A 15,239-nucleotide genomic window follows, 5' to 3' on the forward strand; every position below is an offset into this window, starting at 1 on the left:
ATAACTTAAAATAAAGCTCTAGAATTAAACCTTATATCTTGCAAAAGACTGCTTAAAACAGATGGAAGTTCTTATGGGTATATCTAATCTTATTGACTTTGATCGAAACCTCGGAAAGCAATCTCAAAACTTTTGCTCAAAGAGCCCCTCTCCTAATATATTATCTCGTCTTGTTGTAGGTGTTATTGTAAAAGATGTTACCCGTATTTATGATGTTGCTTCGCATATCATTGCAGGCTTGGCAAAATTGACTATCTGCACTACAAAGCTTCCTTATTTTATTCTAGCAAGATTGTGTGGATCTGCTCCAAGCTATGATATAGGCAAAGAAGGCTTTGCTCATTTAGGTTTTTCTGGTTTCTACCTTGCAGATATGTTTATTTCTGTTACAAACATTATCAATAGATACCCTAAAGATGAAATGGAAAAGATAGAAAACCTTTTCTCTAAGTTTTTACTCCCTTTCAAAAAAGATATTGTTAACAAAGAAGAATTTCAAAAGATCTTCTTAAAAGAAAAAGCAAAATACTCTGTTAAGCACTCTCCAGAAGTTGCTGAAAAAATGGCAGAAATCTCTGCTGAAAACCATCCTAAGCTATCCAGTATGCTATATGCAGAGTATATAAAAAACAATGAAGGTCAAAAAAAAATACAGCAAAAGGCAACGGTATATGCCAGAAACTGCATTAGAATATATTCTCCTATGTATCTAAGATTTTCAAAAGAATGTTCAGAAAAAGAAGCTGAAAAACAAGCAATGCTTTATGCCAAAACTTATGTTAATGCCTACTCTAAAGAACTAGCAAGACAACCAAAAGTACAATCAAAGGAAAAAACTGAAGAACAAGCAGATGCATACGCCAAGTATTTTGCTGAGCTTTCCTCTGAATATCAACGCTGTTTAAAAAGCACATCTGAAACTGCTGAAAAGGACGCAACAACTTTTGCCGAAAAACACATCAAAATATTTTATAAAGTTTGGACTTCCCTTTCTGGGATCCCGAAAGAAAAAACTAAAGAGATAAAAAATTCTCTTTTTAAAGATTCTTTTCGTGAGATTTCTAAAATGAAAAAAAAGGAAATAGATCTAGAGCATTATTTCAGCCTATATACCCAAAAATATGTAGAATGTTGCTTGAAAGATGGGCTAAGAAAAGACACTAAAAAAATAGCAGCCTGTTATGCCAAATATTTCCCTAAGCTCTTTTCTTTAGAATATCAACGCTGTTTAAAAAGCACATCTGAAACTTCTGAAAAGGATGCAACAACTTTTGCCGAAAACTATATCAAAATATTTTATAAAGTTTGGACTTCCCTTCCTAAAATCCCAAAAGAAAAAACTAGCGAGATAAAAGATTCTCTTTTTGAAGATTACCTTTGCAAGATTTCTGAAATAATAGAAAAGAAAAAAAATCTAGAAGTTTATTTTATACCCTATGCTCAGAAATATGTAGAGTGCTGCTTAAAAGATGGTGAACAAGAAAATGCTAAAAACGTAGCAGAGATACATGCCAGCTATTTCATGGATCTTTTTCAATGCTGTTTAAAAAGTACACCTGAAGCCTCTGAAAAGGACGCAATCCTCTTTGCCGAAAACCACATCAAAATATTTTATAAAGTTTGGACTTCCCTTTCTGAAAAAAAAACTCATGAGATGAAAGATTCTCTTTTTAAAAATTACCTTCTTAAGATTCCTAAAGTAGGAAAAAAAGAAATAAATCTAGAATTTTATTTTACACCATATGCTCAGAAATATGTAGAGCACCTAGTAGAGGGTGGGTGGGAAAAAATTTCTAAAAGCAAAGCAGCCCGTTATGCTAAACACCTTACCAAAGAATTAACACCTGCAATGGTAGCGCGATACAATAAAAATCAGGCAAAGCGTATCTTACATAGGAGAGTTAATACCGCCGTTTCAAGTTAACGCTTTTCTAGAGAAAAAGTCAATAAGCCCCAGGAAATAATCAATATTTTTTAATTAATAAGATACTACGAGGTCAGTAATGGCATTTATAGGTAACTACAATCCTTTGTCTTGTGATAATTATCTTAATGCTGGAAACTATTTCCAAACACAGCTCTCAAACCATTCAAATCTGGTTATACGCACAGCTCTTGTATTTGCAAAAATTGTGGGAAGAGGACAGGATGTGCTTATACATGCAGGTTTAGGATCTATTAAATTAATAGCTAGCATAGCAATGGCTATTTATTCTATTCCGGCTTCTGCGTTTGATTATATCCCCACACATCACAAAATTGCTAAACAAGCATCAAGGCATTTTGGTCTTGCCTTATTTTTTATGGCAGATATCCCCCTCTCTTTAGCCAATATTTTAAAAATGTACCCTAAATCTCTTTGTAGAAAAATCCAACAAAAACTTAGGGTATCTCCTACTGAGCTTGCGTTTGATCCACTTATTGATAGTTTACATACAACTGTTGGCACCTTATCTGGAAGACAAGGAACCCTATATAGAGAAACATATCAAGAAAACGAACAATTAAAACAATTAAACAAACAGTTAAAGCAAGAAAATACGAAACTCTTAGAAAAATATACAAATCTTCTTCAAGCTAAGTTAGAGCATGCAAATTACCAAATAGCACAAGAAGAAACCCTTTATAGTTAAAGCCTTTTGGTTATGACTATGACAAGAGCCTTATCTCCCTTATAATACTTGCAATTATCAGGCACTTTGATCGCTATCTGTTTTTCTTGGTAATCAAGGTAGGGATTAGCAATGATTTCAGAAAATCTATGATCTGTCAATTTTGAATTAGGGTCACTTAAAAAACAGGAGAACCGAGATCCATTGCGCATATGAGAAGCTAAACAGGGCTGAAGAAAAGCAAATAAACGATCGGAGGGCCCTTGAAAATGAAAGGGTTGTTTTTCAGAAGGCTCTTTCAACTGTATATTGTGTTTTTTTGTGAGTCTCTCTAATTGCTGTTTGGTAATTTGTTGGTTGTTATGGAGCTGCTCTAGAAAGGTAGCTAGTTGCTCTTTTGGCTCTGATGCAACTGTTTTTACAAAATCATCTAGATCTTGGTCAGAGTACTTTTGTGTAGATAGATTGGGGAATTGCTGGTTAATCTCTTTAATGAGCAATTCTGCTTGTTTGACAATAAGGGAGGACTCTTGGCTTTCTTTTTCTATTTTTTCTAAGTGCTGCTGACTTTCTAAAGGGTAATCGTCAAAAAAAATACAATCGAATACTCCTAAACTTTTAAGAGCATTTTGCCAAGTATCTTCAATAATTGTGACATGGGGATATTTTTTTGCAAAATCACGCGCCTTTTGCGCAATTAAGGGATGATATTCAATGATTGTATGAGATTTAGGTTTATAAGATTGAATGTGAGAGGCAGAGTACCCTAGCCCAAAACCTATTTCTAAGACATCACCGAAAGGTTGTAGCTCATCAACGCAGGCTTGCATGTAAGGTTTTTCCCATTCCATCATTACCTGAAATGTATCTTCTTTTAATAAAATTTCCTGGCCGTTTTCATCGTGATCATAGCGCATTTTGCAAAAAATCATAGTAATTCCTAGTTTATTAAGGCCTATTGCATAAACAGCCGTTTACAATAAACCAAACAGTATTTTAGGATTCGTTACAAGCTATTTTATCTTTTGTATAGCTCCTTGTAAAAGGGTCATAACCGGAGTCTCCTTAAGCTATGAAAGAATTTCGATCTCATTTTTGTTACAAAATCACTTTGTGTGCACTGCCATTTTCTACTATTGCCTATACTTTAGATACAGATCCTATTGCGTACAAATTAGAAAATTCTAAAGCCCTTATCTATTCAGACAAGGATACATATACTATTAATTTCAATAACGTATCTATTATCGAGTTAATTCGTTTTGCAAGCAAAATCACAAACTTAAATTTTGTTTTTGAAGAATCAGAATTGCAATTTACTGTTACTGTTGTTTCTGAAGAGCCTGTATCTGCTAAAAATGTGATGTCTGTTTTAATACAGGTACTACGCGTACATGACTTAAATCTAGTTGAGCAGGATAAAAATATTCTGATCACCTCTAGTAAAAGGGTGCATCAAATTCCACCGATCATTTCCCAAGATAGTCCTTTCTCTAAAATAGAACCTGCAGCTTTAGTAACACGTGTGTTTCGGATCAAAAATGCAAATATTACTACGGTTGCAAGTATTCTTAGACCGATGGTGTCCGATGCTGCTTTAATTGAAATGTCACCAGAGACAAAGCAGCTAATTGTAACTGACATTGCTGCAAATATAGAGCAAATCAGCACCCTTTTAAGCAGTTTAGATGCCCCGCATAGCCCCTTAGAAATTGATTCCTACAATGCAAGAAAATTGCCTCTGGATCAGTTAATTCTTTTAACTCAGCAAATTATCTCTCCTTTTGTTGAATCAAATCCTATCATTTTTGTTCCCCAATTAGAGTCGCATACGGTTTATATCGTTTCAACGCCCTATTTAATTGAAAAAGCCATGGAGATTATGGAGGATTTGGATGTCTCTTCAGAAGCAGGGCTTTTTGCAAAACCTGGTTTGAGAAAAGTATTCCTCTATAAAGTCAAAAACCGCACGGTTAGTGAATTAAAAAAAGAATTAGAGCAAGTAAGTTCTGAGCTTAAACAAACAGGAAGCTCAGCGCTAGCTTCTGCTATTTTTGGTGTTCAAGTTTTGCGTGATTCTAATTCTTTATTGTTTGTGATTGATGATCAAAGCATCGCTAAACTACAAGATATTTTGGCAAAATTAGATACACCTATTCTTACAAAAACGGGAAATAGCTCTTTCTTCATCTATAAAATTGAACATGCTGAAGAGTCTCAAATAGCAAATTCTCTGCACCAAATGCTAGAGCATCTTCAAGCATCTCCTCATCCCGATTCAGATCTTGTTGATGTGATTAAAAGCATGAAATGGATCAAGGAAACCAATTCTTTAGTATTCACAGGAACAAGACCTGCTTTAAGACAGATAGAAACCATTTTACCTACTTTTGATATTGCACCTCATGAGGCACATCCTAATAAAAAAACACCTCCTAAATCCAATTACTTTGTGTATAAACCAGTGTACCGTCAGCCAGAGGATTTAGAAAAAGCTTTAAAAGACATGAGCCATGCTCTTAAAACAGGGGGCTTAATCGATAAATCCTTTTTAGCTGCTGTAGCAACTATGCAATGGGTTGAGAGTACAAAGTCTTTAGTGTTCACTGGCGATCCAGACTCAATAGAAAAAATCCAAACACTCTTAGTTTCTCTGGATAACAATGAAGGATACCCTGCAGGAGCTTCCTCTTTTTCTATTTATAAACCCAAATATGTCCCTGCAGAAGAGATTCAAGCAGCACTCGTCGATCTAGCTTTTGATCTAAAAGAATCAGGATTAAATGATCCTAAGCTATTAAAAACCCTATCCTCTGTGCGCTATGTCGCAGCTACTAAATCTTTTGTATTTGCAGCAGATCAAGAAACCCTTACTAAAGTACAATCTTTGCTCGATAGCATAGATATTGCCAATGCTTCTGGATCGATCCAACATGTGGGCAATGTTACCTTTTTTGTCTATAACATCCAAAACACCAATGCTACGCAACTCATTGCTTCCTTAAAAAACTTTGCAGCCCAATTGGAAAAATCCACACTACCCGATAAAAGTCTTGCAGAAACCTTAGAAAAAGTACGCTGGATTAAAGAGACAAACTCTCTCTTATTTACGGGAACAGAACAAACCCTTGAGCGTGTACAACAATTAGCACAAAACTTCGATCTATCTAAAGGAGGCAAACCACAAATTCCAAACGAACGCAAAGCAAGCACCTTTACTACCTATACTCCTAAATTTGTAAATGGAGATGATCTAATTGAAATTCTGCAAGAATTCATGAATAATTTAATTAGCGCAGGCGTTTCAGATACCTCTTTATTCGATGCTATTAACAATTTAAAATGGATTCCTAAAACCTCTATTCTGCTTATTTCCGGAGAACCTACAGCTATCCAAAGAATAGAAGGGTTGCTACAAAAATTTGATATCCCCGGCCAGTCAACTGCAAACCCAGCGATTGAATCGATTGAAAATACGAGCTTTCTAGTCTACAAATTACAGTTCCACGGCGGAGATGATATTCAAATTGCCTTAAAGCAAGTGGTGGCTAGTTTAGCTAAATCCTCTGGGGAATCTTCCGCGCTATCTGATGCTGTAGCCTCTTTACAATGGATTAAAGTAACCAATTCCCTACTTAGCACAGGACAAGAAGGCGTTCTGATTAAACTCAAAGAACTTATCCAAAATTTAGATACACCTCTTAAACAAGTTTTCATCGAAGTGCTCGTCATTGAAACGCGTTTAAGCAATGCCCAAAACTTCGGTTTGCAATGGGGCAGCAAAATGCAGTATTTAGATAAAGCAGCAGTTGGTTTTGGAAACTTCCCAGTAGCAGTGCCCCCCCCAACACAATTTGGTGGTAATCTTCAAACAGTCAATGCAACTACTACTCCAAAAAGTACAATGATTCCTTTTACTAATGGCTTTGATTTAGGTGTCATTGGCGATATTATTATGCATAAAGGGAAATCCTTTATTTCTTTAGGCAGCTTGGTCAACGCACTACAAACAGATGTAGATACGACAATTGTGATGAATCCTAAAATCATCACACAAGATAACCGTCAATCCAATATTTTTGTCGGACAAAATATCCCTTTTACCGGAGCCATTGTAACTAATAGCTCCAATAATACAGTCACTACTTCGAACGTAGAGTATCGAGATATAGGGGTTAATCTAACGATTACCCCTATTCTAGGCGATAATGACATGGTTACATTAGATATCGTGCATGACATTACAGAGGTGGTAAACCCTGTTGCCAATGTAAATAATGCACAGTTAACAGGTATTCAAACCTCGCATACACATATGGACACTAGGGTACATGTCCCTAATAATCACTTTGTGGTTTTAAGCGGAATGATTCAGAATATTAAACATCGTGTTAAGACAGGCCTTCCCTGTTTAGGGGGTTTACCTGTGATTGGTGTTTTCTTTAGCGAAAATGACCGTGATCTGGCAAAATCTAACGTAATCATTTTTGTTAGACCACAAATTATTAATTCCTATGATGAATATAAAAAAGTTACCGAACATCAAGAATGGCTCTACAAAGATAGCGCTTCTTTACCGATCCTCAAAGAAGAATTTGATGAAGGGCTCGATTTGGTCAAACTTCCTGAGAATGAATAAACTTGGTTTATGCATTCTCTTCTTATTCAGCTTATGTAGTTGTTATAAAAGAGTTTCTGATGAGATAGAACCTGTACTTCAATATTCTGTGCACGATCGCTATATAAAAGCGCTTCCCTCTGCATTTGAAGCTCTATCTCACGACGAAGGACAATCCGACTGGGGCAAAGAGATGCGGATTGCATTAGGTTTTGCCAAGGAATGCGACCTATATCAAACTATCACAGCCTTTAAAAGAGCGGAGATCTTACTCTCTTCTTCTGATAGCCCTCGTCTTTTACAAATACAATACGGCGTCCTTATTTGCTATTACATGGGTCAGAAATACGATCAAGCCCTTGCTGTTTTCCAAGAGAGTCGCCTTAGACATGTCTCTACAGAGTTTGCACCCTTACACGATCTCTTAGTTGTTCTCTATGATTGCTATATTCAAACCAATCAGTTAACTCAAGCCGATCATATTTTAGAGTTATTCAATCAGTACTTCCCTGATCAATCGATGGATCTATATTTATCTAAATCTTTCATGACAGCTGATTTTTTTGCCTTAAATCTTATTGAAGAGAGTCCTCCTCCAAGACCTTATTTAAGCGATTTTTTGCAAGAGTACCAAACACATAAAAAATCTGTTGGCAAAGCACAACTGTTAAATGCCCTACTGCCAGGTTCTGGTTATTTGTATTTAGGACAAAAACAATCCGCTTTAACCGCTTTTTTACTCAATGGATTATTTATTGCTGCATCTGTTTATTGTTTTGATCATGGCAATATCGCAGCTGGTGTGATCTTTACAAGTTTTGAAGCTGGATGGTATTTTGGAGGAGTGTATGGCGCAGGCCTAGAGGCTAAATGCTATAATGAAAGACTCTATGAAACCTTAGGTTGCCATTTGATGAAAGAACAACGTTTATTTCCTATGTTGATGCTTAAATATGCTTTTTAGATTACTGCTTCTTTTATTCCCTTTTTGGGTATATGCACTGCCAGGTTACTTTGAGCCATGGGGCAAAGATGCAGATCTGATTTTTTCCCAGCCAAAAAAAACAGAACCTACTTCTTCTTCCCTACCTGTATATGTAGCGGAAAAAGTGATTTGGTTCCATCAGCACATTCTATCGCCAGTAGATGGGCCAAGAAGCCACTTTTACCCTTCTTCTTCTAGTTATATGAAACAGGCCATGCAAAAACATGGCTTTGTACTAGGCTTTTTTTTAGGCTGTGATCGTTTGCAACGAGAAAACAGCGATCCTTGGATATATCGCTGTATCGAGATTGATCAAAAGCTCATCAAGTACAACCCTGTGCCTCATTCAAAATAAGAAGAATCTATTTTTTCTAAATCCAGTTCTTCTTCTTCTAAATCAATGGCTTGTTTTTCTAATTGGGGATTTGATGGAACTAATTTTTTTTCTTTGCGCCCTCTTAAAATAAATTCAATCGGAGAGCCTAAAAACCCATAGTGTAGGCGAAACTGATTAATTAAATATTTTTTATAAGAATCAAGCATTAATTCAGGTTTATTGACAAATAAAACAAAGCGAGGGGGCTGCACACCAATTTGTGCCATGTAATAAATGCGCAGACGCTTTCCATCGATCATGGGAGGATGATACTTTTGCACAACTTGTTCGACAAACTTATTTAGCTGTCCTGTTGTAATGCGGCGCAATTGTTGCTCGTGTACTTTAGCAACTGCATGAAAAATCTTCTCGACATTTCTTCCTGTTTCTGCAGAGGTAAATAATAAGGGACAGTGGGTTAGAAAAGGTACATCAATTTCAAAACTCTTCTGGCAATGTTCCATCCGGAATCCTTTTACAAGGTCCCATTTATTAAACACTAAAACACAACCTTTACCTAAAGCAGCGATTTCATTAGCAATGCGTTTTTCCTGCGTGCTAATCCCCTTTTCTGCATCGATCACAAGTACGCATACATCTGCTCGATCCATTGCTCTTTCGGTGCGTAGAGCTGCAAATTTATCCACTACTTCTTTTTCTGATTTTTTTTTGCGAATACCCGCTGTATCGATTAAGGTAAACAGCTGATCTTCTAATTGAATCTCCACATCGATAGAATCGCGAGTGGTTCCTGCAATGGGGCTGACCACACATCTGGCTTCTTTTAGCAAGTAATTTACAATGGTAGATTTGCCCACATTAGGGCGGCCAATAATTGCAGTCCCGATTCCCTTTGTCTCTTTAATTACCTCATCAGGGAAGCTTATCCCAAGAAATGCTACTTCTAATAATTCTGCAATCTGAAACTTTTGTGTAGCAGAAACCGCAACGATGTCTTTAATCCCTAGGGAATGAAACTCATAGATTGCTTGAGCTTTAGAAAAGTCATCTACTTTATTAACAGCTAAAATAACCTTTTTTTTAGTACGCAATAAAATTTTTGCTACATATTCATCTAAAAGTGTAACTCCCACAGTGAAATCCACCACCATGACCAGTACATCAGCCTCTTCAATAGCAATCTCTGCTTGACGACGGATCTCTTCTTGGAAAACAATCCTCTGATCAGAATGAATTCCACCCGTATCGATCACCTCAAAAGACTGGCCAAAAAGATCCGTTTCAGCATATAGACGATCCCGCGTTATCCCTTCTGCTTCGTCTACGATGGCAATTCTTTTTTTGCAAATTGCGTTAAATAAGGCAGACTTTCCGACATTTGGACGCCCTACCAGAGCTAGTTGTATTGTTTTCATAAGCCTCTTTAAGATTTAAGATAACCATAATAAAAAAACCCCCATTAAAAAACCATAGATTGCGAAAGAACTAAAGAAATACTTTAACTAAAACCCATTGAATTTTAATTCACCCTCTCAGATACTTAAAAACATTTAATTAAATAATAGAACTATTTAGATGATAAATACATATAATTTTTTTAATTTTTATCAAAAAACTGTTAAGAATGCTTTGATTCTTATGGGATCCTCTAATATAACTCCTTGCCCTCTAAACCAGGCCATCACTTGCCATCTATTACAGTATTTAATTGATAAAGTGCAAAAAAAAGCTTTTATCCATTTATTTCCTAGTCATTACGATAAATCTCTTTATCAACAAAATCTTGCGCAATACGGGAACTCTATTGCAAATCGGGGAAGAGACGAGCATAGAAACAAATATCTTGATCGATTTGAGGTTTTAAACAAAGCCATTGCTTCTACTCTTACCTTTTTATTACTCAAGCCACTCAAATGGAATGCTCTTAATAAACTGGTCGTAATTCATTACCTATTTACTGTTAGGGTTTTTGCTATGCAAACAGCCCTTGAAATGCTTGTTTTTGCACTCCAGAAAATCCATCAATCGATCAAGCATCTCCAACAAACTATTCTTATTTTTTTTAAACCCAATCTCATACCAAAACCTAATGACCTAGCACAAAAAAATGGGAAAAGAATTAAAGAGCTCCTTGCAGAACTTGAGAAAAATTTTCCTAATGAGCTTAAAAATTTAGAACAATCAACCGATTTCCCAATGGATTCGATTACATATAAACTTCCTATATACCCCGTAAAAGAAAAAAATAATCCCCTGCATTTTTGGGACATTGAAACATTAAAAATTTTTTTTGAAAAATCTTCAACTTCTCATTGCCCTAATGGCTGTGGTAAAAAACTAGAACTTGAAGATGCAGTAGCTACAGATGCACAAGATGAGATTATAAATTTGTTAAAAAGAGAGCTTGAGAGATTAAAAAACAATTAGAACTATACATTTTTTTAAATAAAAAAGATGTTGGGCCTAACATATACTAGGAAACTCTCTTTTTCTGCCTCTGCTGAGGTAAAAAGAGGAGCATTAGCAAAAACGGCTCTAAATTTTTTCAGGTACTTTATCTTACTTTCTAAAAAACTTTTTTAAATATCTTAAAGGAGCGGTTTAAGTGAATAAGTAGATAGATAAAATTTTATTTTAAGCCTTTCATTTTATCTATTAGGGCCAGCATCTGTGGAATATATATGGCGTCTCTTCCACTCATTTGCTTGTAGCCGATATAACACATGTCTTCTTAAGGGATGACCTTCTGCTAATTTTGGGTGATCAAAATCATCTTTTGGATCGCGTGACATCCCTATTCTTTCCATAACAGCTATAGAGCGTTTATTTGTAGTCGTTGTAAAGCTGACGATTTCATTAAGATTTAATGTTTCAAATCCATATTTCAAGCAAGCTATGGCTCCTTCTGTTGCATACCCTTTACCCCAGTAATCAGCCATTAATCTCCAAGCTATTTCGACAGCTGGCGTAAAATGCGCAGTGAACTTCACACGATGTAAACCAATAAAACCGATAAAATCAGCGCCTCCTATTATGGAAACCGCCCAAAGTCCAAATCCTTCTTTTTTAAAATCTTCCACAATGCGATTATACTCTTCCAAACTCTCTTTGTAGCTTTTTAAAGAGGGGAAATATTCCATGACTCGTGGATCTTGATTTAAGCTCTGCAAGCAAGCAAGATCTTCTTTTTTCCAAGGCCGTAGGATTAACCTTTCTGTTTGGATTATATTTTCCTGCATGACAATTTATTTTGCGTTTTCTAAAGGCATTAGCATCCGATCGTTGCACCAAAGTGGTATCGTAAAAGGAAACTGTGGATTTGTGATATATATATAATCTTCATGATATAGAGGAATATAGGGCATTTCGTTTAAAAAAACTTTTTCTGCCTGTTCCAAAATATCCAATCTTGCTTCCCCTTCTTGGTAAAAAGATTGGTCGAGTAATTGCGTGTATTCTGGGCATTCCCAATTACAGAAATTGGTTGCATGCATTTTGGATTTAAATTTCCCAAGAGGGTTCATTGGGTCATCGAACATGGCAATCCAACAAGCAAAGCCCATGGAATAATCTCTTTTGATGAATTTATCTATTGCAACTCTAAACTCTAAACACTCTATTTTAATGAAAAGATCTAATGCCTTTAACCATTGTTGTTGGATTACTTGCATCAATTTATTTGTTCCAGAAGAATAGGCATAATAATAAAGAATAACAGATTCAAAAACCTCTTTAGTAAGCCCTAGTTCTTTTAACCCTTCTTCTAGTAAAACACGCGCTTGAATAATATCATGATCTTTAAAAAAAGAGCGGCAGCGATCTTCTTTTAAACAAGGGGGAATCATACTCGTTGCTGATAGATTTGCTTGATCCTGATCCATACCAGATATTTCGATTAATTCTCGCCGATTAATCGCGAGCCCAAGTGCCCTGCGAATTTTAGAGTTATTAAAGGGAACTTTATCTGTATTCAGGTTAATGAATAGAGAAGAGGGTTTTGGCGCACGAGAAATGATCCATTTTTTTTCTAAATTGGGAATGGCTTCTAAAGGAATACTGGTTAAACAATCTCCAATTACATCCACTAAACCCTTCTCAAACATCTCTAAAGTTATTGCGTCATTTTCAACTATGTTAAAAATGATTTTTTCTGGGTGTAGATCTTGTGTTTTTCGGTAATGTGGATTACGTTTAGCAACGACTTGATTGCTAGGAACCCATTTTTCTAAAGAATAAGGACCATTACATAAAAAATTAGGTCCTACTTTTTCGGGCCAATTGGGATTTTTTCGATCATTTTCAATATTTACAGGGGAAAAAGCACTAAAAGACAGCAATTTGAAAAGATAAGGATTTGGCGTTTCTAAAGTAATTACAAGAGTTTTTGCATCTATTGCTTTGACTCCTACTTCATCAATAGAAACAAGTCCTTGTTTTGCCGCATCTGCATTTTTTATAGAAGAGAATAACGATGCACTCATTGAGGGAAAATCGGGCCTAAGAATATCTTTCCAGGTTTGTTCAAAATCATAAGCCGTAACAGGGGTGTTATTAGACCACACCGTGTCTCTCAAACGAAAAGTGTAGGTAAGTTTATCTTCTGATACTTCATAGGATTTGGCTTGGGCAAGTTTTACAGATTGATCTGGATACGCTTTCACAAGCCCTTCAAAAAATAAAAAATGCATTTGTATGGAGTATCTATCTACTCCTTTACGTGGATCCATAGTTTTGGGTTCTGTTTTCATATTGAGGCGAAGAGTTAACATCTTAGCTTTAGGTTTGATAAATGGAAAAAAGAAAAATGCGCTAGCAATGATAAGAATAAAAATACCAATATATTTCATTTGAAAACCCTCTAAAAAAAGAAACAAGCATACTTCTTCAAATAATTTATTGTAAATTTATAATTTTATATTAACAAAAAAATAAGATCATTTAATGGAAACAAATAGCTATTAAGGAAAAGATCTTTGCGTGCATTTATTTTCTTTTTGCACTCTTTGAGCTTCAGGAGATAAAGGCAATAGAGTTCGATCTTTCCACCAAAGAGGTATAGTAAAAGATAACCGTGGGTTGATCATATACACATAGTCTGCATGATATAAAGGAATGACAGGCATCTCGCTTAAAAGGATTTTTTCTGCTTGTTCTAGAGTTTGTAATCTTGTATCTGCTTCTTCGTAAAAAGATCGATCAAGCAATCGAATGTATTCAGGATGCTCCCAATTGGAGAAATTCATTCCATAGGTTTTGTATTTAAATCTTTCAAGAATACTCATTGGATCCGGATACGTTTCATCCCAGCGCATAAAAGACATGTTATAGTCACCGCGAAACAATTTATCTAACATAATGCTAAAATCTAGACATTCTAGCTTAATAAAAACACCTAGAGTCTCTAACCATTGTTGTTGGAGTACTTGAATTACTGCATTTTTTTCAGGAGCCCGTTGGCCGTAACAGAGAACTACAGATTCAAAAACTTGCTTCCCAACTCCTAGTTCTTGCAAGCCTTCTTCTAATAAAATACGTGCTTGGCACACATCATTATCTTTGAAAAAAGAACGATAGCGATTTTCTTTTAAACAAGGAGGAATGAGATTTGTTGCGCTCAAACTTGCTTGATAAGCTGTGTTAATATGCTCTGTTGTAATACTTTTTTTAACACCTTTTCCAAATAATCCAATCAACTCTTGGCGGTTGATAGCAAGAGCAAATGCCCTGCGAATTTTAGGATGATTAAAGGGAGCTTTATCAGTATTAATGTGAATAAGTATAGTAGAAGCCCTTGGCTCTCGAGAAATTGTCCATGTTTTCTCTAGTCTAGGAATTGCTTCTAGAGGAATATCGGTTAAAGAATCTCCAATTACATCTATTAAGCCCTTTTCGAACATCTCTAAAGTTACTGTATCATTTTCAACTATGTTAAAAATAATTTTTTCTGGGTGTAGATCTTCTGTTTTGCGATAGTTGGGGTTGCGTACAGCAATGATTTGGTTTTCATGATCCCATTTTTCTAAAGAATAAGGACCATTACATAAGAAGTTAGGTCCTGCGTCATGAGCCCAATTAGGGTTTTTGCGATCATTCTCAATATTTATAGGAGAAAAAGTACAGAAAGAAAGTAACTTAAAAAGATAGGGAGTAGGCCTTTCCAGAGTAATCACAAGGGTTTTTTCATCCACTGCTTTAATACCTACCTCATTAAGAGAAACAAGACCTTTTTTTGCTGCATCTGCATTTTTTATAGGAGAAAATAATTGTGCATTTGTAGAAGGAAAATTAGGATCAAGAATGTCTTTCCAAGATTGCTCAAAATCATAAGCGGTAACAGGGGCATTATTAGACCAAACAGTATTTCTTAAATGAAAAGTGTAAGTGAGATCATCTTCTGACACTTCATAAGACTTGGCTTGAGCTAATTTCATAGATTGGTCTGGGTACATTTTAATGAGTCCCTCAAAAAATAAAAACCGCATTTGTGAGGAGCGCATATCCCCTCTTTTACGTGGATCCATTGACTTAGGCTCAGCTCTCATATTGAGACGAAGAGTTAACATCTTAGTTTTAGGTTTAATAATGGGAAAAAAGAAAAATGCGCTCACAACGATAAGTACAAAAATACCAACATATTTCATTGAAAACACCTTATAAAAAGAATCAGTGTACTTATTTAAAGAATTA

The 15,239-nt window shown here is 35.6% G+C and carries 11 protein-coding genes; 6 read left to right on the forward strand and 5 right to left on the reverse strand.

Annotation, left to right across the window (positions count from 1 at the left end):
* Window positions 1-73 precede the first annotated feature (73 nt).
* Complete coding sequence (locus RHTP_RS04965) at window positions 74-1,924, forward strand: hypothetical protein (protein ID WP_138107023.1); 1,851 nt, start codon at window positions 74-76, stop codon at window positions 1,922-1,924.
* A gap of 79 nt (window positions 1,925-2,003) precedes the next feature.
* Complete coding sequence (locus tag RHTP_RS04970; protein ID WP_138107024.1) at window positions 2,004-2,633, forward strand: hypothetical protein; 630 nt, start codon at window positions 2,004-2,006, stop codon at window positions 2,631-2,633.
* Here RHTP_RS04970 and RHTP_RS04975 read toward each other — a convergent pair.
* Window positions 2,630-3,544, reverse strand: a complete 915-nt coding sequence (locus tag RHTP_RS04975; protein ID WP_138107025.1) for a hypothetical protein — start codon at window positions 3,542-3,544, stop codon at window positions 2,630-2,632. The genes RHTP_RS04970 and RHTP_RS04975 overlap by 4 nt on opposite strands.
* Before the next feature lie 140 nt (window positions 3,545-3,684).
* On the opposite strand from RHTP_RS04975, the gene RHTP_RS04980 reads away from it, so the two are divergent.
* From RHTP_RS04980 to yidD, 3 genes are read left to right on the forward strand one after another with little or no spacing between them, the layout of a single operon-like run.
* Window positions 3,685-7,251: a secretin N-terminal domain-containing protein gene (locus RHTP_RS04980; protein ID WP_138107026.1), complete on the forward strand. Its 3,567-nt coding sequence runs from the start codon at window positions 3,685-3,687 to the stop codon at window positions 7,249-7,251.
* Window positions 7,244-8,194, forward strand: coding sequence for a tetratricopeptide repeat protein (locus RHTP_RS04985; RefSeq protein ID WP_138107027.1), 951 nt, complete (start codon window positions 7,244-7,246; stop codon window positions 8,192-8,194). Before RHTP_RS04980 ends, RHTP_RS04985 begins: the two co-directional genes overlap by 8 nt.
* Complete coding sequence (gene yidD / locus RHTP_RS04990) at window positions 8,184-8,570, forward strand: membrane protein insertion efficiency factor YidD (protein WP_138107028.1); 387 nt, start codon at window positions 8,184-8,186, stop codon at window positions 8,568-8,570. Before RHTP_RS04985 ends, yidD begins: the two co-directional genes overlap by 11 nt.
* On the opposite strand, the gene der is transcribed toward yidD, so the two are convergent.
* On the reverse strand, window positions 8,558-9,967 hold the full coding sequence (gene der, locus RHTP_RS04995; RefSeq protein WP_138107029.1) for a ribosome biogenesis GTPase Der: 1,410 nt from the start codon (window positions 9,965-9,967) through the stop codon (window positions 8,558-8,560). The genes yidD and der overlap by 13 nt on opposite strands.
* Window positions 9,968-10,190: 223 nt before the next feature.
* Between der and RHTP_RS05000 the strand changes: the two genes are divergently transcribed.
* Entirely contained in the window at window positions 10,191-10,979 is a 789-nt protein-coding gene (locus RHTP_RS05000) for a hypothetical protein (protein ID WP_138107030.1), read from the forward strand.
* Between the two features lie 221 nt (window positions 10,980-11,200).
* On the opposite strand, the gene RHTP_RS05005 is transcribed toward RHTP_RS05000, so the two are convergent.
* The 3 genes from RHTP_RS05005 to RHTP_RS05015 all read right to left on the reverse strand — a co-directional run bounded on the left by RHTP_RS05005 (window position 11,201) and on the right by RHTP_RS05015 (window position 15,193).
* Window positions 11,201-11,791, reverse strand: coding sequence for a GNAT family N-acetyltransferase (locus RHTP_RS05005; protein ID WP_138107031.1), 591 nt, complete (start codon window positions 11,789-11,791; stop codon window positions 11,201-11,203).
* A gap of 6 nt (window positions 11,792-11,797) precedes the next feature.
* Complete coding sequence (locus tag RHTP_RS05010; RefSeq protein WP_138107032.1) at window positions 11,798-13,399, reverse strand: peptide ABC transporter substrate-binding protein; 1,602 nt, start codon at window positions 13,397-13,399, stop codon at window positions 11,798-11,800.
* Window positions 13,400-13,510: 111 nt separating this feature from the next.
* Entirely contained in the window at window positions 13,511-15,193 is a 1,683-nt protein-coding gene (locus RHTP_RS05015) for a peptide ABC transporter substrate-binding protein (protein ID WP_138107033.1), read from the reverse strand.
* Window positions 15,194-15,239: the final 46 nt, after the last annotated feature.

Source organism: Candidatus Rhabdochlamydia sp. T3358 (assembly GCF_901000775.1).
In the GTDB taxonomy this organism is placed as follows: Bacteria; Chlamydiota; Chlamydiia; order Chlamydiales; family Rhabdochlamydiaceae; genus Rhabdochlamydia.

Excerpts from the sequence above, each read along its gene's own strand:
- RHTP_RS04965 (WP_138107023.1), top strand. The coding sequence starts at position 74 with ATGGGTATATCTAATCTTATTGACTTTGATCGAAACCTCGGAAAGCAA.
- RHTP_RS04970 (WP_138107024.1), top strand. The coding sequence starts at position 2,004 with ATGGCATTTATAGGTAACTACAATCCTTTGTCTTGTGATAATTATCTT.
- RHTP_RS04975 (WP_138107025.1), bottom strand. The coding sequence starts at position 3,544 with ATGATTTTTTGCAAAATGCGCTATGATCACGATGAAAACGGCCAGGAA.
- RHTP_RS04980 (WP_138107026.1), top strand. The coding sequence starts at position 3,685 with ATGAAAGAATTTCGATCTCATTTTTGTTACAAAATCACTTTGTGTGCA.
- RHTP_RS04985 (WP_138107027.1), top strand. The coding sequence starts at position 7,244 with ATGAATAAACTTGGTTTATGCATTCTCTTCTTATTCAGCTTATGTAGT.
- yidD (WP_138107028.1), top strand. The coding sequence starts at position 8,184 with ATGCTTTTTAGATTACTGCTTCTTTTATTCCCTTTTTGGGTATATGCA.
- der (WP_138107029.1), bottom strand. The coding sequence starts at position 9,967 with ATGAAAACAATACAACTAGCTCTGGTAGGGCGTCCAAATGTCGGAAAG.
- RHTP_RS05000 (WP_138107030.1), top strand. The coding sequence starts at position 10,191 with ATGGGATCCTCTAATATAACTCCTTGCCCTCTAAACCAGGCCATCACT.
- RHTP_RS05005 (WP_138107031.1), bottom strand. The coding sequence starts at position 11,791 with ATGCAGGAAAATATAATCCAAACAGAAAGGTTAATCCTACGGCCTTGG.
- RHTP_RS05010 (WP_138107032.1), bottom strand. The coding sequence starts at position 13,399 with ATGAAATATATTGGTATTTTTATTCTTATCATTGCTAGCGCATTTTTC.
- RHTP_RS05015 (WP_138107033.1), bottom strand. The coding sequence starts at position 15,193 with ATGAAATATGTTGGTATTTTTGTACTTATCGTTGTGAGCGCATTTTTC.